The 23,408-nt window shown below is 37.2% G+C and carries 24 protein-coding genes and 1 tRNA gene; 10 read left to right on the top strand and 15 right to left on the bottom strand.

Annotation, left to right across the window (positions count from 1 at the left end):
- Positions 1-55 precede the first annotated feature (55 nt).
- The 4 genes from ACSSV9_RS04550 to ACSSV9_RS04535 are packed head-to-tail and all read left to right on the top strand — an operon-like array spanning position 56 to position 4,657.
- Positions 56-343, top strand: a complete 288-nt coding sequence (locus ACSSV9_RS04550; protein WP_437346045.1) for an ATP-dependent Clp protease adaptor ClpS — start codon at positions 56-58, stop codon at positions 341-343.
- A 46-nt stretch (positions 344-389) separates the two neighbouring features.
- On the top strand, positions 390-1,469 hold the full coding sequence (gene ychF / locus ACSSV9_RS04545; protein WP_437346044.1) for a redox-regulated ATPase YchF: 1,080 nt from the start codon (positions 390-392) through the stop codon (positions 1,467-1,469).
- A 9-nt stretch (positions 1,470-1,478) separates the two neighbouring features.
- On the top strand, positions 1,479-2,942 hold the full coding sequence (locus tag ACSSV9_RS04540; RefSeq protein WP_437346043.1) for an aminoacyl-histidine dipeptidase: 1,464 nt from the start codon (positions 1,479-1,481) through the stop codon (positions 2,940-2,942).
- Positions 2,942-4,657, top strand: a complete 1,716-nt coding sequence (locus ACSSV9_RS04535; protein ID WP_437346042.1) for an AMP-dependent synthetase/ligase — start codon at positions 2,942-2,944, stop codon at positions 4,655-4,657. The genes ACSSV9_RS04540 and ACSSV9_RS04535 overlap by 1 nt, the downstream gene beginning before the upstream one ends.
- Here the strand turns inward: ACSSV9_RS04535 and ACSSV9_RS04530 are convergent.
- Positions 4,654-5,442 (bottom strand): SPOR domain-containing protein, encoded by a 789-nt coding sequence (locus ACSSV9_RS04530; protein WP_437346041.1) that lies wholly within the window; start codon positions 5,440-5,442, stop codon positions 4,654-4,656. The two genes, ACSSV9_RS04535 and ACSSV9_RS04530, sit on opposite strands and share 4 nt — an antisense overlap.
- A 48-nt stretch (positions 5,443-5,490) precedes the next feature.
- Here ACSSV9_RS04530 and ACSSV9_RS04525 point away from each other — a divergent pair, with 48 nt between their 5' ends.
- From ACSSV9_RS04525 to ACSSV9_RS04505, 5 genes are all read left to right on the top strand, one after another.
- Positions 5,491-6,219 (top strand): esterase family protein, encoded by a 729-nt coding sequence (locus tag ACSSV9_RS04525; protein ID WP_437346040.1) that lies wholly within the window; start codon positions 5,491-5,493, stop codon positions 6,217-6,219.
- Positions 6,220-6,279: 60 nt separating this feature from the next.
- Positions 6,280-6,366: transfer RNA gene (locus tag ACSSV9_RS04520), tRNA-Leu, on the top strand.
- A gap of 22 nt (positions 6,367-6,388) precedes the next feature.
- On the top strand, positions 6,389-6,688 hold the full coding sequence (locus tag ACSSV9_RS04515) for a GIY-YIG nuclease family protein (protein WP_437346039.1): 300 nt from the start codon (positions 6,389-6,391) through the stop codon (positions 6,686-6,688).
- Positions 6,689-6,925: 237 nt separating this feature from the next.
- On the top strand, positions 6,926-8,338 hold the full coding sequence (gene atpD / locus ACSSV9_RS04510; RefSeq protein WP_437346038.1) for a F0F1 ATP synthase subunit beta: 1,413 nt from the start codon (positions 6,926-6,928) through the stop codon (positions 8,336-8,338).
- A complete protein-coding gene (locus ACSSV9_RS04505; RefSeq protein ID WP_437346037.1) occupies positions 8,335-8,736 on the top strand; it encodes a F0F1 ATP synthase subunit epsilon in 402 nt (133 codons plus the stop codon). Before atpD ends, ACSSV9_RS04505 begins: the two co-directional genes overlap by 4 nt.
- Before the next feature lie 41 nt (positions 8,737-8,777).
- Here ACSSV9_RS04505 and ACSSV9_RS04500 read toward each other — a convergent pair whose 3' ends face one another.
- From ACSSV9_RS04500 to ACSSV9_RS04490, 3 genes are all read right to left on the bottom strand, one after another.
- Positions 8,778-9,389: a superoxide dismutase gene (locus tag ACSSV9_RS04500; protein WP_437346036.1), complete on the bottom strand. Its 612-nt coding sequence runs from the start codon at positions 9,387-9,389 to the stop codon at positions 8,778-8,780.
- 118 nt (positions 9,390-9,507) lie between these two features.
- Positions 9,508-9,861: a HesB/IscA family protein gene (locus tag ACSSV9_RS04495; protein ID WP_437346035.1), complete on the bottom strand. Its 354-nt coding sequence runs from the start codon at positions 9,859-9,861 to the stop codon at positions 9,508-9,510.
- A gap of 19 nt (positions 9,862-9,880) precedes the next feature.
- Positions 9,881-10,168 carry a hypothetical protein gene (locus ACSSV9_RS04490; RefSeq protein ID WP_437346034.1) on the bottom strand — a complete coding sequence of 96 codons (288 nt, stop codon included), beginning with the start codon at positions 10,166-10,168 and terminating at the stop codon, positions 9,881-9,883.
- Between the two features lie 213 nt (positions 10,169-10,381).
- Here ACSSV9_RS04490 and ACSSV9_RS04485 point away from each other — a divergent pair, with 213 nt between their 5' ends.
- Positions 10,382-12,571 (top strand): sodium-translocating pyrophosphatase, encoded by a 2,190-nt coding sequence (locus ACSSV9_RS04485; RefSeq protein ID WP_437346033.1) that lies wholly within the window; start codon positions 10,382-10,384, stop codon positions 12,569-12,571.
- A gap of 519 nt (positions 12,572-13,090) precedes the next feature.
- On the opposite strand, the gene ACSSV9_RS04480 is transcribed toward ACSSV9_RS04485, so the two are convergent.
- From ACSSV9_RS04480 to ACSSV9_RS04430, 11 genes are read right to left on the bottom strand one after another with little or no spacing between them, the layout of a single operon-like run.
- Entirely contained in the window at positions 13,091-14,596 is a 1,506-nt protein-coding gene (locus ACSSV9_RS04480) for an NADH-quinone oxidoreductase subunit N (RefSeq protein ID WP_437346032.1), read from the bottom strand.
- Positions 14,597-14,608: 12 nt separating this feature from the next.
- On the bottom strand, positions 14,609-16,207 hold the full coding sequence (locus tag ACSSV9_RS04475; protein WP_437346031.1) for a complex I subunit 4 family protein: 1,599 nt from the start codon (positions 16,205-16,207) through the stop codon (positions 14,609-14,611).
- Between the two features lie 41 nt (positions 16,208-16,248).
- Positions 16,249-18,342 carry an NADH-quinone oxidoreductase subunit L gene (nuoL, locus tag ACSSV9_RS04470; RefSeq protein WP_437346030.1) on the bottom strand — a complete coding sequence of 698 codons (2,094 nt, stop codon included), beginning with the start codon at positions 18,340-18,342 and terminating at the stop codon, positions 16,249-16,251.
- Positions 18,339-18,647, bottom strand: coding sequence for an NADH-quinone oxidoreductase subunit NuoK (nuoK, locus tag ACSSV9_RS04465; protein ID WP_437346029.1), 309 nt, complete (start codon positions 18,645-18,647; stop codon positions 18,339-18,341). The genes nuoL and nuoK overlap by 4 nt, the downstream gene beginning before the upstream one ends.
- Positions 18,648-18,661: 14 nt before the next feature.
- On the bottom strand, positions 18,662-19,171 hold the full coding sequence (locus ACSSV9_RS04460) for an NADH-quinone oxidoreductase subunit J family protein (RefSeq protein WP_437346028.1): 510 nt from the start codon (positions 19,169-19,171) through the stop codon (positions 18,662-18,664).
- 1 nt (position 19,172) lies between these two features.
- Positions 19,173-19,721, bottom strand: a complete 549-nt coding sequence (locus ACSSV9_RS04455) for a NuoI/complex I 23 kDa subunit family protein (protein WP_437346027.1) — start codon at positions 19,719-19,721, stop codon at positions 19,173-19,175.
- 16 nt (positions 19,722-19,737) lie between these two features.
- Positions 19,738-20,805, bottom strand: coding sequence for an NADH-quinone oxidoreductase subunit NuoH (gene nuoH / locus ACSSV9_RS04450; protein ID WP_437346026.1), 1,068 nt, complete (start codon positions 20,803-20,805; stop codon positions 19,738-19,740).
- The gene (locus tag ACSSV9_RS04445) at positions 20,805-21,920 is read right to left on the bottom strand and encodes an NADH-quinone oxidoreductase subunit D (protein ID WP_437346025.1); all 1,116 of its coding nucleotides are present in this window, start codon (positions 21,918-21,920) and stop codon (positions 20,805-20,807) included. The genes nuoH and ACSSV9_RS04445 overlap by 1 nt, the downstream gene beginning before the upstream one ends.
- Positions 21,921-21,937: 17 nt before the next feature.
- Positions 21,938-22,468: an NADH-quinone oxidoreductase subunit C gene (locus tag ACSSV9_RS04440; RefSeq protein ID WP_437346024.1), complete on the bottom strand. Its 531-nt coding sequence runs from the start codon at positions 22,466-22,468 to the stop codon at positions 21,938-21,940.
- Entirely contained in the window at positions 22,465-22,956 is a 492-nt protein-coding gene (locus ACSSV9_RS04435) for an NADH-quinone oxidoreductase subunit B (RefSeq protein ID WP_437346023.1), read from the bottom strand. The genes ACSSV9_RS04440 and ACSSV9_RS04435 overlap by 4 nt, the downstream gene beginning before the upstream one ends.
- Positions 22,957-22,958: 2 nt before the next feature.
- Positions 22,959-23,369: an NADH-quinone oxidoreductase subunit A gene (locus tag ACSSV9_RS04430; RefSeq protein ID WP_437346022.1), complete on the bottom strand. Its 411-nt coding sequence runs from the start codon at positions 23,367-23,369 to the stop codon at positions 22,959-22,961.
- Positions 23,370-23,408: the final 39 nt, after the last annotated feature.

The following is a 23,408-nucleotide window of genomic DNA, read 5'->3' as shown; positions in this document are numbered from 1 at the left end:
CGAATACTTAATTTAATTTCCGTAAATCAATGGAAGTTGAAAGAAGGGGAGTAAGATGCCATACGAATTGACACAAAATGTAATTCAACCGGAAATTGAAGAAGAAACCACAGTTGATTTACCATATCGAGTGATCCTCTATAACGACGACGTTCATACCTTCGACGAAGTTATACACCAATTGATCAAAGCACTCAAATGCAGTTTTGAAGAGGCTAAATCGTATGCATTTGAAGTGCACATTAAAGGCAAGGCAAAAATATTTGAAGGAGAATTAAGTGAATGTCTGCGTGTAACTTCAATTCTTGAAGAAATAGAACTTCACACACAAATTATTGCATGAAATATCATATATTTGCTGACTAATTTTAATTAAATGAGATGAAATAATGCAGATTGGTTTAGTAGGTTTACAGTATTCTGGCAAAACCACATTATTTAACACCTTATCAAATAAAGAATCCGACCCGTCAATACAAAAAGAAGAAGCTGCAATCGAAGTAGTAAAAATTCCCGATGAACGACTCGATAAATTGACTGAAATATTTCAGCCGAAAAAGAAAGTTAATGCTACGATCGAAGTCTTTGACATTCCGGGACTTAAAATGTCGGACGACAATAAAGTGAGAATTACCTCATCATTCTTGAATAACGTCCGAAATAACGACGCACTTTTTTATGTTATCAGGGCATTTAAAGACGATGCTGTGCCTCATCCAATGGGAAACGTGAACCCTGTTAGGGACATCGAATTTCTTGATACCGAGTTTTTGTTATCAGACCTCGCGTTTTTAGAAAATAGACTTGAGAAATTGAAAAAAGATGTTCAAAAATCGAAAGATGAGAAATTAAAAAAGGAATTACCCGTCATCGAAAAATGCTTCAGTCATTGTGAAGCCGAAAAACCTTTACGAACTCTGGGACTCGATGAAGCAGAATTAAAACTTCTTTCCGGATATCAGCTCTTGACGCTTAAACCGCTGGCTATTGCACTTAATTTCGACGAGAGTGCAATTCCATCTGTCGAAGAAGAAACTCGAAAAATCGTTTCTGCATTAAATGAAAAGAATAATCCAGTAATCCCATTTTTTGCAAAGATCGAACTTGAACTTTCCAGATTAGAGCCAGAAGATCAAAAAGTTTTTATGGCAGACTACGGCATTAAAGAATCCGCTTTAACAAAAATTCTTCGAACTTCGTACGAAATGCTCGGTCTCCAATCGTTTTTTACAGTCGGCGAGGACGAATGCCGTGCATGGACAATTAAAAAGAATTATACAGCCCAACAGGCAGCCGGTGTAATACATACAGATTTTTATAATAGATTTATTCGCGCTGAAGTCGTCCACTATGACGACTTTATCAAGTATGGCTCTTTGAATAAGTGTAAAGAGTCAGGGGCATGGCGTCTCGAGGGTAAAGAATACATCGTAAAAGACGGCGATATTATTTCAATCAGACATAACTAAGGAAATTAAATGATTACAAATCTATCTAACCTCGAACCGAAAAATGTGTGGCATTATTTTTATCAAATAACACAAATCCCAAGACCTTCCAAACACGAAGAAAAAATTATAGCTTATCTGAAAAATTTTGCTAAATCAAAAAAGCTTGAATACGCGGAAGACAAAGTAAATAATATTGTTATAAAAATACCGGCAACAGAAGGAATGGAAAATGTGCCTGGAATTGTATTGCAAAGCCACGTGGATATGGTATGTGAGAAAAATAAAGGTACAGAGCATGATTTTTTAAATGACCCTCTAAAATTAGAAATTGAAGGTGATTGGATTAAAGCGAAAGGGACAACACTGGGTGCCGATAATGGTATCGGTATGGCAGTTGCCCTTGCTATTGTAGATGATGACTTCGAACACGGTCCTATCGAGTTACTCTTTACAGTTGACGAAGAAACTGGTTTGACTGGAGCAAGCAATATTGACAAAAATATGCTCCGTGGCAAATTTATGATTAATCTTGACACCGAAGAAGACGGTATCTTCTACATAGGCTGTGCGGGTGGTATGGATACTGTCGGAGTTTTTTCGATTGAATATGAAACGGTTAATTCTGAATATGAAGCTTATAATCTTTATGTCGGTGGTTTACGAGGTGGGCACTCAGGAATGGAAATAGGAGAACGACGTGGCAACGCTATTAAAATTATCGGTTATTTACTCGATTCATTGATCGAATACGATACAAAAATTGTGTCGTTAAGCGGAGGATCAAAACGGAATGCGATTCCGAGAGAAGCAGAAGCAATTCTTTTAATAAGCAAAAACGTATTAACTGACATAAATAAAATTATTTACAAATACTTAGTGGAAGTAAAAAATGAGATTGGAGAAAATTCTAAGGACCTCGTCATAAAATTAGAAAAATTAAATGGAAAATATACATCTGCATTTACTTCAGCATTTGCAAGAAAATTAATTAATACAATCATAGCAATGCCTCACGGTGTAATTGAGATGAGTGAAAAAATTGACAATCTGGTTGAAACATCTACCAATCTGGCAACAGTAGTTCCCGATGGAAATGAATTAAGAATTGAAACCAGTCAAAGAAGTTCAATAGAATCGGCTAAAAAGAAAATTGGAAGAACAGTCAAGTCAACTTTTGAACTGGCGGGAGCAAGAGTGGAAGTAAGAGACAGTTATCCCGCATGGCAACCGAATTTTAATTCGGAATTGCTCAAAATAGCTTCTGATGTTTATGAAAAAAATTTCTACGAAAAACCAAAAATTAAAGTGGTGCATGCAGGACTCGAATGTGGCATACTCGGCGAGAAGTATCCAGAGCTCGATATGATCTCAGTTGGGCCTACTATTACCGGCGCTCATTCTCCCGACGAAAAACTTAAAATAAGTGACGTTCCTAAATTTTATAATTTGGTAAAACTAATTATTACCGAAATTGCAAAGAGGGAGCAGTAATGAAAAAAGAGCTCAAACTATACGAGGTACCCAGAATCGAATCGATTCAGGACATGATAATCCGATCGGGAAATCTTTATGCAAATAAACTTGCATTAGAAGACCTTAATAACACCCCGATTTCGAAATTGACATTTCAGGAGTTGAAGCAGACTATTTTAAAGTTTGGAGCAGCCCTTAAAAATCTCGGTATCAAAGAAAAAACACATATTGCCATAATAGGTGAAAACAGAGTTCAATGGGCGCTCAGCTATCTTACTTGTATGACGTTTAATTACGTTGTAGTGCCAATCGACAGAAATTTGACCAATAATGAAATATTCAATATCCTTCATGAATCGGATTCAGAAGCGGTAATCTTTTCGGGTAATTATTCAAGTGTAATTGCAGAAGGGAAAAATGTACTAAAAAAACTAAAATATTTTATTTGTATGGATGAAACTAAAGAAGATAAAGATTTTTTATCAATGGCAGATTTGATATTTAATGCTGAACCTGAAAACGAAAACCACTTGCCCAAAATTGACCCAAATGCAATGGCAGAAATTATTTTTACATCCGGTTCACTTGGCAGAGCAAAAGGAGTTATGCTTTCACAGAAAAATATTGCTTCTAATCTAATGGATATGGTTAGTATGATTTTGATTAATGAGCAGGATAGATTCTTATCCGTATTACCAATGCACCATACTTATGAATGTACCTGTGGAATGTTGTGCCCATTATACGCAGGAGCATCAGTCCATTATGCAAGGTCACTCAAAACTGTTGTGGACGATTTGCAAAAAGTTAAGGCTACTATTTTATTAGGTGTTCCGCTTTTATATGATAAAATGTTCAAAAGAATTATTAAAGGAATTAAGGAGGACAAAGTAAAATCTTTAATAGTGCCACCTCTTTTGAAATTATCAAATCTCTTTTCGTATGTCGGACTGCGCAAATTTAAAAAGATGATCTTTTCGGAACTCCATAATAAATTCGGTGGAGCAATTAGAATATTTATTGCAGGCGGTGCAGCACCCGATCCGATGGTTGCAAAAGGGTTGCGTGAGTTTGGATTTAATTTTATACAAGGGTACGGACTCACCGAAACATCTCCAATATTAGCTCTGAACCAATTAGATAATTTCAAAGACGACGCAGCTGGCTTGCCTTTACCACACGTCGAATTGATGATCAATGAACCCGATGAAAATGGATGCGGAGAAATTTGGGCAAAAGGTCCTAACGTAATGATCGGGTACTATAAAAACGAAAAAGCTACTTCAGAAGCTTTTTCTGACGGTTGGTTCAAAACTGGCGATATCGGTTACCTGGACGAAGACGGATTTCTACATATCAACGGTAGAAAGAAAAACGTTATTATATCGAAAAATGGTAAAAATGTTTATCCAGAAGAAATTGAAGACGTTCTCAATCGTAGTCCGTTTATTCTTGAATCGATTGTCTATGGCGATAAAGATACAAAACAAGACGAGGTTATTGCAGCACAGATTGTTGTGGATGCCGAAGCATTTATTGAACTTTCCGAAAAGAAAGGCATAGAAATAACTGACGAATTAATTCAAAAGATAATTGCCGAAGAAGTCGATAAAGCTAATAAAAACTTGCCCGCTTTTAAAAGAATTGTCAGATTTAATATCAGGGAACAGGAATTCGAAAAAACAACTACACAAAAAATCAAAAGGTTTCTTGTGCTAAAAAATAACAACTAAAAAATATTAGGATTTTTTCTGATGTAATCTTCCGCTTCTTGAACAGATTCAAAGTTTCCAATTCTTACACGATACCAGGTACCTTTTCCAGGGATATCAACTTTTAGCACAAAGGCATTGTGTCCATCTCTTTTGAGATCACTGGCAACATTTTCTGCTTTCGTTTTGCTACGCCATGCTGAAACCTGTATTACGTATTTACCATCGGCTTCGAAAATATATTTAGAAATTTTATTTTCCTTTATTGAACTGCTCACTTCCTTCGGTTTCTCTTCAATTACTTCCTGACTGTCTGACTCAAATGGTGCAATAGGAGGTAATACATTTTCGTCAGTAAAAAGGCGTGCTGCTTTCTTTTTTACTTTAGCCGGCGTAATTCCAAGTCGATCGAGACAATATTCATATACTTTTTTCATTACTTCGTTGGAATCAATTACAATAGAAATTATGTCAGAAGGTAAAAGACTTCTTAAATTATTGTCTGTAATCAACTTCATCTGTTTATCGTAATAGAGCCTTCCAATTATAGTGCCTCTACCGGCAGCGACGTCAAAAAGTGTTTGAGTTTTTAGATAAATTACGTCAACTCCGTTTATTTTGTGTGAAACCGGGAAATACTCCATATAAATAACTGTAATATTGTCCGATACATTTTTTAATGATGTAGTATCAACGAAAATTTTATGTGTATCCGTGTCAGCAATGTTAACCCAATTGCTTTCCAGCACCTGACTGTATGACAAACTTAATGCAAGTAGAAAGATAATGATTAACTGTATTTTCATTAAAATAACATTATCGATTATATTTGTATGGTAATTTAAGGATTTCTGATGGAAGAAACATATCATAAATGGTATTCGCAATTCCTTAAAAGGGACCTGGAAATGTTGGTTTTTGGAGAATTTGGAGAACCAGTAATATTGTTTCCACACAAGAAAGGGCATTTTTACGATTGCAAAGACAATGGTATGATTACTGCCTTAGAAAGTTTAATCGAAAGAAGATTTATTAAAGTCTACTGTCCCGATACAATTGACGAAGAAAGTTGGTATAATTTTTCTGTTCATCCTTCAGAAAGGGTTAAGAGACAGATTTTGTATGAAAATACTTTAATCAAAGACGTAATCGAATTTTCAAAATATGATACGGGAAAAATGAGAGTGATAGTAGGAGGAATTGATTTCGGAGGCTATCATGCACTCAACCTTTCGCTCAAGCATCCCGAACTGATCTCGGTAATGATATCTATAAACGGTTTTTATGATATCAAGCAGTTTATTATAGGCTACTACGACGAAGATTGTTATTTTAATAATCCGTTTGATTACCTGCCGAATTTATCCGATAGAAAATATCTGGATCCCATAGAAAAGATAAATTTTATCTTCGGAGTAATCGAAAGTGATTTATCGCTGCGCGAAAACTTGGAGATCTCCTCAATATTCAGGATGAAAAACATCGAACATCTCCTTGATATTAGGAAAGATGTACCAAATGGCTGGGAAGGATGGAACAGGCTGATGAGTGAGTATTTGGGGCGATTATTTGATAAAAAGTAAAATTGACTTGATACTGATTGGTGTAACGATTAATTTTGCAGAGCCATTTCAAATAAAAGTGCCGAAGTGGCGGAATTGGTAGACGCGCTGGACTCAAAATCCAGTGGGGCTCAAAACCCCGTGCCGGTTCGACTCCGGCCTTCGGTACAAAATAAAAAAAGTCCACCAAATGTATTATGTCTATGCCATATCGAGTTTAAAGAGAAATTATATTTATGTTGGAATAACAGATAATCCACAAAGAAGACTCTCAGAACATAACAGAGGAAAAAACAAAACCACATCGCCATACCGACCTTTTGAGATTATTTACTTAGAAGAATGTAAAAGCAGACCGGAAGCAAGGAAAAGGGAAAAGTATCTTAAAGGAGGAAGTGGGAAAGAATATTTGAAAAAAATTGTTCAAACCCCGTGCCGGCCTGCCTGCCGGCAGGCAGGTTCGACTCCGGCCTTCGGTACAAATTTATAATGAAAAACTTCTTTTCAACATAACGACTTACAAATTCAATTCAACTCATTAAAGAGATTAATTCAATAAATTTAAGAGTAATACTTACTTTGTTTTTGTTAATAAGAGTAATAATCATAGTTTTTCTTTACAGAAATTAAATTAGTAATACTCTCTTCAATATCATTCTTTTTTGGAATTTAGATGGATTCTTACTAATTTTAACATCAAAATTTTTCAAAATAGGTAGAAAATAAAATGGCTTTGAAAGAAGGAATTATCGTTCAGGTTATCGGTCCTGTCGTCGACATCGATTTTGAGGACGGACATTTACCAGAAATTTATAACGCAATTAAAATACCCCGTACCAATCTGGAAGGTCAGGAAGAAGAACTTATTGTTGAAGTTCAGCAGCATTTAGGAGAAAGTCGCGTTAGAACAGTTGCAATGGATACAACTGACGGTCTTGTAAGGGGAATGAAAGCTTACGATACCGGCAACCCGATTTCTGTCCCCGTTGGACCAGAGACTCTGGGTAGATTAATCAACGTTATTGGCGAAGGAATTGATGGACTTGGTGAAATTAAATCTGATAAAAGATACCCGATTCACCGCCACGCACCAAAATTTGAAAATCTATCTACAAAGCAGGAAATGTTTGAAACAGGCATCAAGGTCATTGACTTATTAGAACCTTATACTAAAGGTGGCAAGACAGGATTATTCGGCGGAGCGGGAGTAGGAAAAACAGTTATTATTCAAGAATTAATACATAATATTGCAAAGCAACATGGCGGTTATTCTGTTTTTGCAGGTGTTGGAGAAAGAACACGTGAAGGCAACGATTTGTGGCTTGAAATGAAAGAATCAGGCGTTTTATCTAAAACTGCCCTTATATTTGGTCAGATGAACGAGCCACCAGGAGCTCGATTAAGAGTTGGATTAACGGGGCTGACAATCGCAGAATATTTCCGTGATGAGGAAGGCAGAGACGTTCTTCTCTTTATCGACAATATTTTCCGATTTACTCAAGCTGGTTCCGAGGTTTCTGCTCTGTTAGGGCGTATGCCTTCTGCTGTAGGATATCAACCCAATCTTGCAACGGAAATGGGTGAACTGCAAGAGCGCATTACTTCTACGTCAAAAGGATCAATTACTTCTGTCCAGGCAATCTATGTCCCTGCAGACGACCTGACAGACCCTGCACCAGCCACAGCATTCTCTCACCTCGATGCAACTACTGTACTAAGTCGTCAAATTGCTGAACTCGGTATCTATCCTGCTGTAGACCCACTCGATTCAACTTCGAGAATACTTCAACCTGATATTGTTGGCTGGGAGCACTACAGTGTTGCTCAACAGGTAAAAGAAATATTACAGTCATACAAAGATTTGCAGGATATTATTAATATCCTTGGAATGGATGAATTATCCGAAGAAGATAAAACAATTGTAAGACGCGCAAGGAGAATTCAAAGATTTCTCAGTCAGCCTTTCCATGTGGCAGAACAATTTACCGGTACTCCAGGCAAATATGTTAAACTGGAGGATACTATTCGAAGCTTCAAGGAAATACTGGAAGGTAAATACGACGATCTACCAGAACAGGCATTCCTTTATGTAGGAACAATTGAAGAAGCCGTTGAAAAAGCTAAAAGATTACAGAAATGAAAAACTTTGAGCTCGAAATAATAACACCTTCGAAAGTAGCCTTCAAAGGGATGGTCAATGCAGTAACAGTACCCGGTACATTAGGCAGCTTTCAAATTCTTTTTAACCATGCTCCGCTTCTCAGTACATTCGAAGTTGGACGCATAAAAATTAAACAAGGTGAATTAACTTCTGAATTTACAACAGGCGGCGGCACAGTCGAAGTTCTCGAAAATCGTGTTTTAATTCTTGCCGATAGTTTTGAATCGAAAGATGAAATTGATATTGAAAGAGCTAAAGGAGCATATCAAAGGGCAAAAGAAAGATTAAGAAGTCATTCAAATGATATTGATATAAAACGAGCTGAAGCTGCTCTGGCTCGTGCCATTAATAGACTCAAATTTACAGGAAGTTTATAAAAAAGGTCATCTCAATAAAGAGATGACCTTTTAGAATAACTTTATTTATTAGCTGAATCAAATCGTTTGGCAATTTCTTCCCAATTAACTACATTCCACCAATTTGTAATATATTCGGGTCTGCGGTTCTGATATTTTAAATAATATGCATGTTCCCATACATCCAGTCCCATAATAGGAAAGCCCTGAACATCGGAAACATCCATAAGTGGGTTATCCTGGTTTGGAGTCGATGTTACAACTAATTTTCCGTTGCTCAGAACAAGCCATGCCCAACCAGAACCGAAACGGGTTGCTGCTGCATTATTAAAGATCTCTTTGAATTTATCGAACGAGCCGAAAGTTCCGTTGATAGCATCGGCCAGAGCTCCAGTTGGTTCGCCGCCTTTATTTGGACCCATTATTTGCCAGAAGAGTGTATGATTATAATGTCCACCTCCGTTATTACGGATAGCAGCAGGGATTTGAGATGCATTCTTAAATAATTCTTCAAGAGTTTTCCCTTCGTATTCGGTTCCTTCAACGGCTTTGTTTAGATTATTCACATAAGCCCCATGGTGTTTACCATGATGAATCTCCATTGTGAGTGCATCTATGTATGGTTCAAGAGCGTTAAATGCATAGGGTAATTCAGGTAATTCGAATTTGCTCATTTTTGTTTTACTCCTCTTATTTATTGAGTTAAATTTATTTATAAAAGCTTCTGATTGAATTATGATAGGAGAAAGCGAAAAAAGTCCTGCTTTCTTCAAAAAATTTCGACGTTCCATCTTAAACTCCAAATGATTCTCCGCAACCGCATGTTTTTTTTGCATTCGGATTATTAAATACAAAACCTCTCCCATTGAGTCCATCGCTGAAGTCCAGTACTGTACCGCTTAGATAAAAGAGACTCTTTCCATCTACATATAATTTCAAGCCTCCTTTTTCAATTACTGTATCTCCTTCTTTGGGTTCGGCATCGAATCCAAGTTGGTAAGTTAATCCCGAACATCCACCGCCTTTAACTCCAACACGTAATCCAAAATTTTCCGGGATATTATTTTCTTTTTTAATTCTGTTTACTTCATTGATTGCTTTTTCTGTTATATCTATCTCTGATTTAATATTTATATCAGTAGTCATTTTTTGTTCCTTTCTAATTTTATGCTGCATTATTTGAAACGTTATCTGAAGGTAAAAAATTCAAAAACCACGTATTGTGAGAAATTTTCTTTAAAATATTTTCAGTAACTAAATAATCAGAAAATTCGTAAGCTAATTTTTCCAGTTCTGTGTATGATAATTTTATATCCTTCGATTCAAAATATGCTTTTATTGCATATTGTAGGTCGCGTAAGAATAGATTCGATTTTTCTTCAATAGGGTATTTACCTTTCATAAAGTTGAGAAAAATAATTTTTGAGTTTTTCAATTCATCCAGATAATTCATTTTATCTCCTAAATAATTTAATTAATATTGAGTCGCAAACTAAAAAAATGATATGAATTAAAAAAGAAGTTAAATTTATCCTAATTTTTTTATAATTTTGTGTAATATATTTTTTTCAAAATATGATAAACACCAAAATATATAATTAGGTTCATAGAAAGATGGGGGAGAATCAAGAATTAACTTTATCTAAAAACAATCGTTGGAGTTATTATGGTAAGTAGTATATTTTGGCTTGTTCCTGTATCCTCAATTCTAGCTCTCGGATTTGCCTGGTTTTTCTTTTCACAAATGATGAAAGAAAGCGAAGGCACTGACAAAATGAAAAGCATAGCTTCATACGTACGTAAGGGAGCTATGGCTTATCTAAGACAACAATATAAAGTTGTCGGTCTCTTTTTCATTGTAATCATGGTTATCTTTTTAATTCTTGCCTATGGTTTCAATGTTCAGAATCCATGGGTTCCATTTGCATTTATCACGGGCGGTTTCTTCTCCGGATTATCTGGATTTTTCGGAATGAAAACTGCGACATATGCATCCGCACGTACGGCAAATGCAGCGAAGGAATCTTTAAATAAAGGTCTCCGTGTAGCTTTTCGCAGTGGTGCTGTAATGGGACTTGTTGTTGTTGGTCTTGGATTGCTTGACATATCCATCTGGTTCCTGATTCTTAATACAGCTTACCCTGCTGCTACCGATGCTCACAATTTAGTAGTAGTAACAACTACTATGTTAACATTCGGAATGGGCGCTTCAACTCAAGCTCTCTTTGCGAGAGTAGGAGGTGGTATTTTTACAAAAGCTGCTGACGTTGGAGCAGATCTCGTAGGAAAAGTTGAAGCCGGTATCCCTGAAGACGATCCGCGTAATCCTGCTACGATAGCAGATAATGTCGGCGACAATGTAGGAGATGTAGCTGGAATGGGTGCCGACCTTTATGAATCGTATTGCGGTTCTATACTTGCAACCGCGGCTCTTGGAGCAGCTGCATTCGTTGATGCTCCTGAACTCCAGATGAAAGCTGTTTTAGCACCAATGCTCGTAGCTGCTGTCGGTATTATTTTATCCATCGTAGGTATCTTTGTCGTTAGAACAAAAGAAGATGCAACACAAAAAGATCTATTGAAGTCATTATCACGTGGTATAAATTTCAGTTCTGTACTCATTGTTGTATTTTCTCTTGTAATTGTTAATTTGCTTGGTCTGGACAATGCTCTGGGGATTTGGGGGGCAATTGTAACAGGACTTGTTACAGGTATTGTTATTGGTAAGGCAACTGAGTACTATACTTCGCATTCATATAAGCCAACACAAAAGATTGCACACTCTTCCCAAACAGGCCCTGCTACAGTTATAATTTCTGGGTTAGGTGTAGGTATGTTGTCGACTGCAATTCCTGTGCTGGCAGTGGCTATTGGAATTATTCTTGCATTTTTATTTGCAACGGGATTCGATGTCACAAATATAAACATGGGACTTTATGGTATCGGTATTGCTGCGGTAGGTATGCTTTCAACCCTTGGTATTACACTGGCAACCGACGCTTATGGACCGATTGCCGATAATGCTGGCGGTAATGCAGAAATGAGTGGACTTGGTCCAGAAGTACGTAAAAGAACCGACGCTCTTGATGCTCTTGGAAATACAACTGCTGCTACCGGCAAAGGGTTTGCTATTGGTTCGGCAGCTCTAACAGCTCTTGCTTTATTGGCTTCTTACGTTGAAGAAGTGAAAATTGGTTTAATTAGAGCTGGCCAAACTTTAATACAAATAGGCGGTACGACAATTGAAACGCAAAAAGCTTCTATTATGGATTTCATGAATTACTATAATATCAACCTGATGAATCCAAATGTTCTTATTGGTGTTTTCATCGGTTCAATGATGGCTTTCATGTTCTGCGGTCTTACGATGAACGCCGTTGGAAGAGCAGCTGGTAAAATGGTCGACGAAGTACGTCGTCAATTCAGAGAAATTAAAGGAATTCTCGAAGGAAAAGCTGAACCCGATTATGCAAGTTGCGTGGCTATTTCAACAAAGGGTGCTCAACACGAAATGGTATTACCTTCTATGCTCGCCATCCTTGCACCAATTGTAACTGGAATTATATTTGGAGTGCCTGGTGTAATGGGATTACTGGTCGGTGGTTTAGGTGCTGGATTCGTATTAGCAATCTTTATGGCAAATTCAGGCGGTGCATGGGACAATGCAAAGAAATATATTGAAGAAGGTCATCTTGGTGGGAAAGGGTCAAGTGCTCATAAAGCAGCCGTTATCGGCGATACCGTCGGCGATCCATTTAAAGATACTTCCGGTCCCAGCCTTAACATTCTTATTAAATTAATGAGTATGGTCGCCATTGTTATGTCGGGACTTACAGTTGTCTTCCATATCCTCTAAAATCTTTGACAGACAGTAAAAATACAAAGGCAGCTTCTCTTGATGAGATGCTGCCTTTTTTGTTTTGTTATAATATAAAAATCAGCTTTATTTTTTTCGATGAATAGATGAATAGCAGAAAAGCAAAATGAATTCAAAGAAAAATAGTAATAGCATACAAATTTTATGATTATTTTGAAAGAATTTAGATTGACCCACCAAAAATATATAAAACATATAATGGATCGTAATACAAGCAATTTATTGATATGATAGCTTCCCTGATGTCGTCGAAAAACTTAACAGGCTTAGATTAATACAATAAAAAGACACTTTTACCCATCGATTGGTATTAGTAAAATAATAACAGTTTATGTTACAGGTAATATTGAAGATAAAAAAAGAGAAAAGCAGTATTAAACTTTACTAGAACTAAATGTAGGGCTTCCTATAAAAAATAGACTGATAATTGTTTTATAAAATTATCGATTATTTATAAGCAGAATAATATCAGCTAAAGAATAAACATATCGTTGTGTGTCACATTCCAAGAATTACAAGACAGTTTTTTGCAAAATCGACTACGGGCTGGAAGTAAATTCCGAATAATATTACGGGTGCAGCAAGTGCAAGCACTACAATGGTTTCGATTATATTTGGTTTAATAACTGGTGTATCAATTGGGGGTTTTACCAGGTACATATGCTTTAATACACGGATATAATAATAAAGCGAAACTACAGTGTTTAGCAATGCTATAACAGCAACGGCAATCATCTTTGAATCGACCAGTGCAATAAAGAGATATAGTTTACCGATAAATCCAGCCGTCGGGGGAATACCAGTTAACGATACTAAGAAGATTGCAAGCGAAACACTCAAAAACGGAGAAGTATAACCCAATCCGTTATACGAATTAATATCTTCTGTACCAATTTTATTAGCAATTAGCATAACTACGAGAAATGCACCGAGGTTCATTAGCAGGTAGAATGCAAAGTAAATTAACACAGCAAGCAAACCTTGATTTGAAAGTACGAGTATGCCTAACATCATATAACCGGCATGCGCAATACTTGAATAAGCCAGCATTCTTTTCATATTATCCTGCCAGAGAGCTGAAAAATTGCCCAGTGTCATTGTTAAAATCGAAATAACGATAAGCACGGATTGCCATTCAAAAACATTAATCAAATTCCAGGAGCCGCTGGCATCGGTAAAAGAAACGAATGTAGTTTTGATAAACCGTATCAATAAAGCAAATCCTGCTGCTTTACTTGCTACGGAGAGAAATGCAGTTATTGTAACAGGCGCTCCTTCGTAAACGTCGGGTGTCCAGAAGTGGAAAGGAGCCGAAGATATTTTATATCCGATGCCTGCAAAAATCAGGATTATTGCAAATGAAAGTGTTAAGAGATTTATATTTGGTCCCTGAATAAGAGAATTAATAACGTAAAGATTGGTACTTCCTGTCATTCCATAGAGGATGGATATACCAAAAAGCATTAAACCTGAAGATACTGCGCCGTATATCAAATATTTAAGCGAAGCCTCGCTGTTTCTTTCTCTAATTTTTAAAAATCCTGCGAGAACATAAGACGATAATGACAACATTTCCATCGATAAATAAATCAATATTAAATCGGAAGCAGAAATCATAAAGAACATTCCGATAATCATTCCGTAAATCAATGCATAATATTCTCCGATTCTATTTTCGGCTTCTTTCAATTCAATTGACGAAAATGAAAATATAACAACTAAGAAAGATGAAGTGAGTACGATCAGTTTGAAAAAATGGCCAAAACTATCGATTGTAACTAAACCAAAATTGCGTATAGTATTGCTGAATGTGAAAGCAAATCCTGAAGTATCGAAATTGAATAATAAAAAGAAAAATGAAACTACAATTCCTGATATGGCAATGAATTTAACAGGAGCTTTGTTATTGTGATAAATCAAGTCAGCTGTAACAAGGATTACTAAAACAACTGAGAGAACCAGTTCAGGTAAAATTAAATTTAACGATTGATATAAATTTGTCATTTCCATCAATGTTTAAAACCCGCTTAATGTGGTCGAAACGTTAGAATGAATAAAATTAACCAGAGTATTTACTGAGGCGTTCATAATATCGAGCATGGCAGAAGGATAAACGCCAAGGAAAATTATAATCATTGATAAAGGCACGAACATAAAATACTCACGTTTATCCAGGTCAGGCAATGATGACCATTTTTCATTCAAAGGTCCCAGGAAAATACGCTGTAAAGTCCAGAGCATATAGCCTGCGCCGAGCAAAATTCCGAGTGTTGAAATAATTGTAAGTACTCGTATGAAATTGACACTGAAAGCACCTACGAATACAAGGGCTTCAGAAATAAATCCGCTTAAACCAGGCAAGCCAATAGCTGCAAAAAATGCTACAGTAACAAATCCCGAGTAAACTGGCATTTGTGTTGCCAGACCGCCAAAATCGTAAATACCGCGAGTGTGCGCTCTATCGTATACAACTCCAACTATCAAGAAGAGCATAGCTGTAATTGTTCCGTGATTGAACATTTGCAATATTGCTCCGTTGATGCCAGTTGAATTTAGTGAAGCCATTCCAAGCAATACATAACCCATGTGTGAAATGGAAGAATAAGCAATTAATTTTTTGAAATCTTTTTGAGCCAGAGCAACGAGCGCTCCATAAATTATATTTATCATTCCGAAAAGTGCAATATACCAGATTAAATTTCTTGTAATTTCGGGGAATATGGGATAGCTTATTCTTAAAATTCCGTATGTTCCCATTTTTAATAGCACACCTGCAAGAATCACTGAGATCGGTGTTGGAGCTTCTACGTGAGCATCGGGTAACCACGTGTGGAAAGGGAACATCGGTATTTTGATTGCAAAACCGACAAACAATGCCAGGTAAGCTATGAATCTCAAATTATGAGGATTGAAAGGTGAAAGGATACCGTCTGGAGTAAAGTTGCTCTGATTCATTAATGCCAGTAAATTAAATGTAAATACTTTCGAACCGTCTACCAGTGTTTCCGTAGCACTAAAGTAGAGTCCAATCATCACCAGAAGCATAAAGACGCTTCCAAACAAAGTGTAGATAAAGAACTTGATGGCTGCGTATTCTTTTCTTGGACCACCCCAGATACCAATCAAGAAATACATCGGCAATAACATTAATTCCCAGAAAATATAGAACAGGAAGAAATCGAGAGCTACAAAAACGCCCATCATGCCAGTGTCGAGCAATAAGAAAAGTGCAAAATATCCTTTGACTGATTTTTCGATGTTCCAGGAAGAAATTGTTGCGATGAAAGTAATTATTGCTGTCAAAAGTACCATTGGCATACTTATGCCGTCAATACCGAGGAAGTAATCGACCTTAACAGTTCCGAGCCAGGAAATACCTGTAATTTCAATCCACCTGAATTTTTCTATGAATTGGAAAGATTTCTCTTCGAATACTCCCGCTGCCGAATAATTATAATTGCTCAAAAGAATGATTGCCAGCACTACCTGCAGAGCGGTTATTGCCAAAGTTGTATACCGTATCGAATTTTGTTTTTCCTTCGGCAAAAAGAGTATTATAATCATCCCGACAATCGGGAGAAAAGTAATAAATGAAAGTATCGGAAATCCCACCATATCTAATAACCTGTTTTTTTAATTTTTAATAAATCAGTAATCTAAAACGGTTTAAAGAAAAACATTAGTATTATAACTGAAAATACAACCAGAACAACGTAAGTCTGGACTTTACCTGTTTGCAATTTCTTAAATGTCAAACCGAGGAAACCGCTGAAGAAAGCGGAAAAATTGACCAGACCATCAATAACATAAGTGTCGAAAAGGCCGCTTAATTTTGAAACGAAACGAGTAATATATGCAGATCCGTTAACGATTCCATCAATAACATTGTTGTCAAACCATGCGAGTGCTTTACTAAAATTCAAAGTTTGACCGATAAAAGTAGCTTTATAGAGTTCGTCAATATACCACTTGTTGAGCGAAAATTGATAGAGTGGTTTTATCTTTTCTGTTAATTTATCTACATCCACTTTGCGCCATTGATAGAAAACAAATGCGATAAGTATTCCCAATCCGCCAAGTAACAGGGACATAAACATTGCCGGGTAATGTGCCCAGTGCATTGTTTCAGTATATAATTCGGAGTTTATAATTTCAGAATGTGTGTGAGTATTGTTTTCCGAAGGAATCATAAAATCAAAACGTGTAGTATGCGGTGTTACTTGCTCAGGGGTCTTTACCCAATTTCCTAAGAACCATCCGGCGTCGGGTGCTATTGGATTTGGAGTATAAAAAATAAAGATCGATAGTGTTGCCAGTATAGCCAGTGGTGCAGCCATTACGAAAGGTGATTCGTGTGCATGGTCGTATTTATGCTGGTCTCTCGGTTCACCGTGAAATGTGAGAATTACCAGTCGGAACATATAGAATGCAGTTAGTGCTGCAACCGTAAATCCAAATAATGGTATTAACCAGTGACCGGTCAATTTGCCGAATACAAGTGTACCTGCAAGAATTCCATCTTTGCTTAAGAATCCAGAAGTCAACGGTATGCCGGAAATAGCCAATGTTGAAATGAGAAATGTTATATAAGTTATGGGCATTTTCTTTCTGAGTCCGCCCATATAACGAATATCCTGCTCGTGGTGCATTGCATGAATTACAGAACCTGAACCAAGGAACAAACAGGCTTTGAAAAACGCATGTGTAACAAGATGGAAAAATGCAAATGCATATGCTCCGACGCCGAGAGACATTATCATATAACCGAGTTGTGAAATAGTGGAATAAGCCAGAACTTTTTTAATGTCATTTTGAGTAATTGCAATAGTTGCTGCAATAAAAGAGGTAATTGCTCCGATAACAGCAATGACAAGCATCGCATCTGCAGTTAACATTACAAAAATTCGTGCGACGAGATAAACACCTGCCGCAACCATAGTTGCCGCATGAATTAAAGCACTGACAGGCGTTGGACCCTCCATTGCATCAGGAAGCCACACATGCAGCGGGAATTGTGCCGATTTCCCCACAGCACCCATAAATACGAGTATTCCTGCGGCAGTTAGCCAGGCTTCGCTGCCAAAGGGTAGTATACCGGCGGAAATTTTTTCAAATATCGAATCAAATGAGAAAGTATTGTAATTATAGAAGAGTATCAATATTCCGACGAACATTCCAATATCGCCGACGCGATTGACAATGAATGCTTTTTTAGAAGCATCTGCAGCCGATTTCTTTTCGAACCAGAATCCGATTAACAAATAAGACGAAAGACCAACCAGTTCCCAGAAGATATACATCATCAAAATATTGTCTGTCAATACAATGCCGAGCATCGAGAAGGTAAAGATGCCAAGGTATGCAAAATATCGAGTGTATCTTTTATCACCATGCATGTACTCAATTGAATAGAGATGAACAAGCGAGCTGATAATGTTTACCACGACGAGCATTATTACAGCAATATTGTCCAGCTTGATTCCAAGTTCAATATTTACGTAACCCGAAAGGGGAGCGGCGCTGAAGGAGATCCATCTAAATTTAGAAATAATGTCCGAATCTATAAAGTAAGCTAACTTACCATACATTATAAAGATCGATAGAATCAGGGCTACGAAAAGAATTCCAACTTCGAAAAGATATAGTTTTGGAATCTTTTTACCGAAAAAGATAAGAGTTGCAAAACCGAGTAACGGTAAAAAGAGTACGACCACCGATAGGTTTACTAATAAAGATTCTGTCATAATCATTCTTTTAATTTGTCGATTTCGTCTACGTTTACATTAGAAAATGTTTTATAAATATTAAGCACAATTGCCAGGGCAATAGCTGCTTCGGCAGCAGCCAATATTATGATAAAAAGAGCAATTACCTGTCCACTCAATCCAAAATTTCCGTACCGAGAAAATGCCACGAAATTAATGTTTGCAGCATTAAGAATCAGTTCAATACCCATGAGAACCATTACTGCGTTTTTACGCGTAACGATACCGTAAATTCCGAGTGTGAATAAGATTGCGCTAACTATTAGAAAATGTGTTAAACCTACATGCATATAATTATCCAGAATTAGTTATTCTCTTCGGTTTCTTCTCTACGTGCAATTGAAGCTGCACCAATAAGCGCAATAAGAAGAAGCAAAGCCAGCAGCTCGAAAATAAGAACGTAATTTGTAATCAGTATTTTGCCAAGTCCGAAAATTGTTGTTGACGGAATTTGAGTGTCGTATGTTTTCCAGTCTGTCCACGTCATAACAGCCCATAATATCCCGAGCAGAATACCGCTACCAATGGCAGCAGGGAGAAGGTGAATAGTACCGGTTCGAATATCAACACTTGTAATTTTATTGGTAAGCATGACGCCGAAAAGCAACAAAATTAAAATTCCACCAACGTAAACCATAATTTGTACTACAGCCAGGAAGTCAGCTCCGAGCAATACATAAATTCCCGAAATACCGAATAAAGTCAACAAAAGGCTGTAAGCCGAGTAGACAATATTCCGCGTTGTGACGACGATAAAAGCCGAAACAACGGTAATAATTGCAAATAGATAAAAAATAATGTCAAAATAATTCATATCAATTCAGATTTTTATCTTCTTTTTGTTTAACAGTGGCAGCTTTTTCTGCTTCTTTTTCTGCCTGAAATTTTTCAAAATTTGCCTTTTTCTCGGCGGCTTCTTCTTCAGTTAAATTTGAAAAATGATAAACAAGATTGCGTCTATCGTATTCGGAAAATTCATAAACGTCGGTCATGTAAATACATTCTGTGGGACAGGGGAATACACACAGTTGACAATAGCAGCATTTTGCAAAGTCGATATCAAACTTTGTAACCCATAATGCTTTTTTCTTACCGTTGGATGTAGTTCCTAAATCTTCACCAGGCAGGGCTTTTACAGTTTCAATTGTAATACAACTTACAGGACAAGCTCTTGAACACTGGTCGCAGCCGATACAATCGTCGATATTTACATAGAGTCTGTTCCTAACACGTTCGGGGAGTGCAACTTTTACATCGGGATACTGTATTGTAACAGCAGGCGTGAAAAGATGTTTTAATGTAATTTTCATACCCACTATCACGGTATAAAGAGCCTGCCATGTATTTTTCAAATATTCTTTCATTACTTGATCGCTTTGTTTATAGTAATGTGATTATTCCAACAATGATTAAGTTAGCTACTGCATACGGTATAAGATATTTCCAGCATACAGTCATTAGTTGATCAACTCGTAAACGTGGCAGCGTCCATCTTAACCACATCTGTACAAAAACGAAGAATAAAGTCTTCGAAATGAACCAGAACAATTGTTCGATCGGAACAAGCCATTCAATTCCGATCGTATTGCCAAGATATCCGAACGGCGATTGATATCCTCCCAGAAATAAAATTGATACTACAGCTGATACGGCAAACATATTTGCGTATTCTGCTAACATAAACATACCCCACTTCATACCCGAATATTCAGTAAAATAACCTGCAACGAGCTCTGACTCTGCTTCTGGAATGTCAAATGGGGTACGATTCACTTCGGCAAGTGTACTGATGAATATTATTATAAAACCTGCAAACATGAAGGGAATTAATATGAATTTTGAGATTTCGAATTCTGGCCCGCCGAAAAGATTCCAATTCCAGAAATATGCCGTCTGTTGTTGACTTATTTTATCGAGGCTTAGTGTGCCAGTATACATTACCATAGTCAGAACAACTAAAGCCGTTGGGATTTCATAACTAACAATCTGAGCTGCTGAACGCATAGCACCCAGCAGTGAATATTTATTGTTTGAAGACCAGCCTGCCATTAAGATTCCGGCAACCACTAACGAAGAAATTGCAATTATGTAAAAAAGTCCAACTTCAATTTCACTTCCAATAATAGCGCTCGAAAATGGGATAGCTGCAAAAGCGGCGAACGAACCGGAAAATACAAGTACGGGTGCTATGTTAAATAATTTTTTGTCGGCATCTGCTGCAATTGTATCTTCTTTTTGAATCATCTTAATCATATCGGCAATAGTTTGAAGCCAGCCATGCCAGCCTGTGCGCATTGGTCCAAGCCTGTCCTGCATATGAGCCGATACTTTTCGTTCAAGCCAGATGGCAAATAACGCATAGAGTAAAATGATCGTTAAGGGTACTAATGCAACAATTAATGTCGAGATAATCGTATTGCCTGTTAAATTGTAAAGTGCCTGGTACATTATCTGTCCACCTCGCCTAATACTATATCGATACTACCTAAAATTGCAACTACATCTGCTACCAGATGACCTTTGCAAAGTTCGCCGAGCACTTCAAGATTGACGAATGAAGGTGCCCTAACTTTAACTCTGAACGGATTTGTGGAACCGTCGCTAATTATAAAGTAACCGAGTTCGCCTCTCGGATTTTCAACTCTTTGATAAACAGTGCCAACTGGAGGTTTAATTCTACGTGGAATCGCAGAATGAACATCACCATCTGGAATTTTGTCGATTGCCTGTTCGATTATCCGGAGACTCTGTTCCATTTCAAGTACGCGAACATAGTATCTATCCCAGCAGTCACCAACTGTTCCCATAAGACCCTTACCGACAGGAATCTCGAAATCGAAGCGGTCGTAAATTGAATATGGTTCTTCTTTTCGTAAATCGAAGGCAAGTCCACTTCCTCTTAAACTTGGACCCGTTACGCCGTAATTAATTGCCGTGTCGAGAGGTAAAACGCCAATGTTTGCTGTCCTTTCGATGAAAATTTTATTGTAAGAGAGTAAATCGTTGAGTTCTTTGATTGTAGGTCTGAATTCTTTTATAAAGTCTTTTGTAAGTCGTACGAAATCGGGATGAATATCGTGGGAAAGTCCTCCGACCCACATATAATTATAGAGGAGACGTGCGCCGCATGTAATTTCAAAAAGGTTGAGAATTTTTTCACGGTCACGGAAGCAATAAAGGAACGGTGTAAATGCGCCAATGTCGAGTCCATAAGTTCCAATTGCAACCAGGTGCGAAGCAATTCTCTGGAGCTCGCCCATTATAACACGAATATATTCGACACGTTCAGGAACTTCGATTCCGAGTAATTTTTCGACTGCGAGAACATATCCGAAATTATTGTACATCGATGCGAGATAATCCATACGGTCGGTATAAGGAATAACCTGGGGATATGTCATTGCTTCGGCGTGTTTTTCGAAACATCGATGCAGGTAACCAATGTGTGGTTTAACGTCAACGATTAATTCGCCTTCGAGTTCAAGTTCGAGTCGAAGCACACCATGTGTAGAAGGGTGCTGTGGACCCATATTTAATATCATAGTTTCAGTTTTCAGTGCCATAATAAGTAAGTTTATTGTTAATAAGGAACTTTCATTCCTTGATAAAATTCAGGATTTTTATAGTCTTTTCTGAGAGGATAACCTGCATCCCAGTCATACGGCATAAGAATTCTTCGTAGATCAGGATGATTATTGAAGATTATCCCAAACATATCGTAAGCTTCCCGTTCATGCCAATTTGCACTTTTCCAGACGGATTCAACTGATTCGACCCGGGGATCCTCCCGTGGTGTTGAAATTTTAAGAGTGACTTTATGTTTGTATTCAATTGAATAAAGATGGTAATAAACACTTAGAGTTCCACCTTTAATAATTTCGCTGCCGTCGTTATCTTTAACCTTTTCACCGTTGGCGTCGTCTACTCCGGAGAGATTCATCAAACTATCGAATTTCAATTCCTCATTGTCTCTAAGAAAAAGACAAACTTTATTTATCGAAGAAGGATTAACTGAAATAATCGGTTCTGTTGGTTTATCTTTTTCGATACCGATGATATCGTCATTGAAATTATTCTTTAGTATGTAAAATATTTCTTCGGGGGTTTTCATGCTTTCTTTTTAGTTAATGATTCGTGTCTGATTTTTTCTTGTAGTTTGAGAAGTCCTTCCAACAAAGCTTCCGGCCGTGGAGGACAACCTGGCACATATACGTCTACTGGAATAACGCGGTCGACTCCTTTCAAAACGTGATAACCATGGTCCCAGTATGGTCCGCCACAATTTGCGCAGCTTCCCATTGAAATGATATATTTTGGTTCGGGCATTTGTTCATAAAGGCGCTTGATTCGTGTAGCCATTTTGAGTGTTACTGTACCTGATATAATAATTGCGTCAGCCTGGCGAGGAGTATTTCTGGGAATTACACCGAATCTATCAAAATCGTAGTGTGATGCCGAAGTTGCCATCATTTCAATTGCACAACACGCCAGACCAAATCCTAATTGCCATATGGAAGAGAGACGTGCCCAATTGAATAAATCTTCTACTTTTGTAATAACAATATTGCCGTCAGAAAATTCTTTATCTAATATTCCCATGATTAATTAGTCTTGTTTTTCAGGATTTCGTTGAGTTTAGGCGGTTTGGGTTTGGGACGAGCCCATTCGAGGTCGCCTTTTTGCCATTCGTAAGCCATTCCTAAAACAAGTAATAATAAAAATATTATTCCAATTAAATAACCGTAAAATCCCATTTCCTTATAAGCCAGCGCCCATGGAAAAAGCAAAACCACTTCGACGTCAAAAATTAGAAAGATAAGAGCAACAACGTAAAAGCGGATGTTAAATTTGACCCAAGGCGAGCCTTCCGGGTTTTCACCGCATTCGTAGATTTTTAGTTTTTCAAAAGTTGGTCGATTTGGCCTAACAATTTTTGCTACAAACAGTGTAACTATTACAAAGATTGCAGCAAATATTATGAATATTAGAATTTTTCCGAATTCAGTAAGCATTAGTCTTCAAAAAGTTTGTGAGCAAAATAATACTTGAAT

It is taken from the genome of Melioribacter sulfuriphilus (assembly GCF_051488685.1).
Classification (GTDB): Bacteria; Bacteroidota; Ignavibacteria; order Ignavibacteriales; family Melioribacteraceae; genus Melioribacter.
Note: the sequence above shows the minus strand (reverse complement) of the source record. Positions and strands in the feature narration are given on the sequence as shown.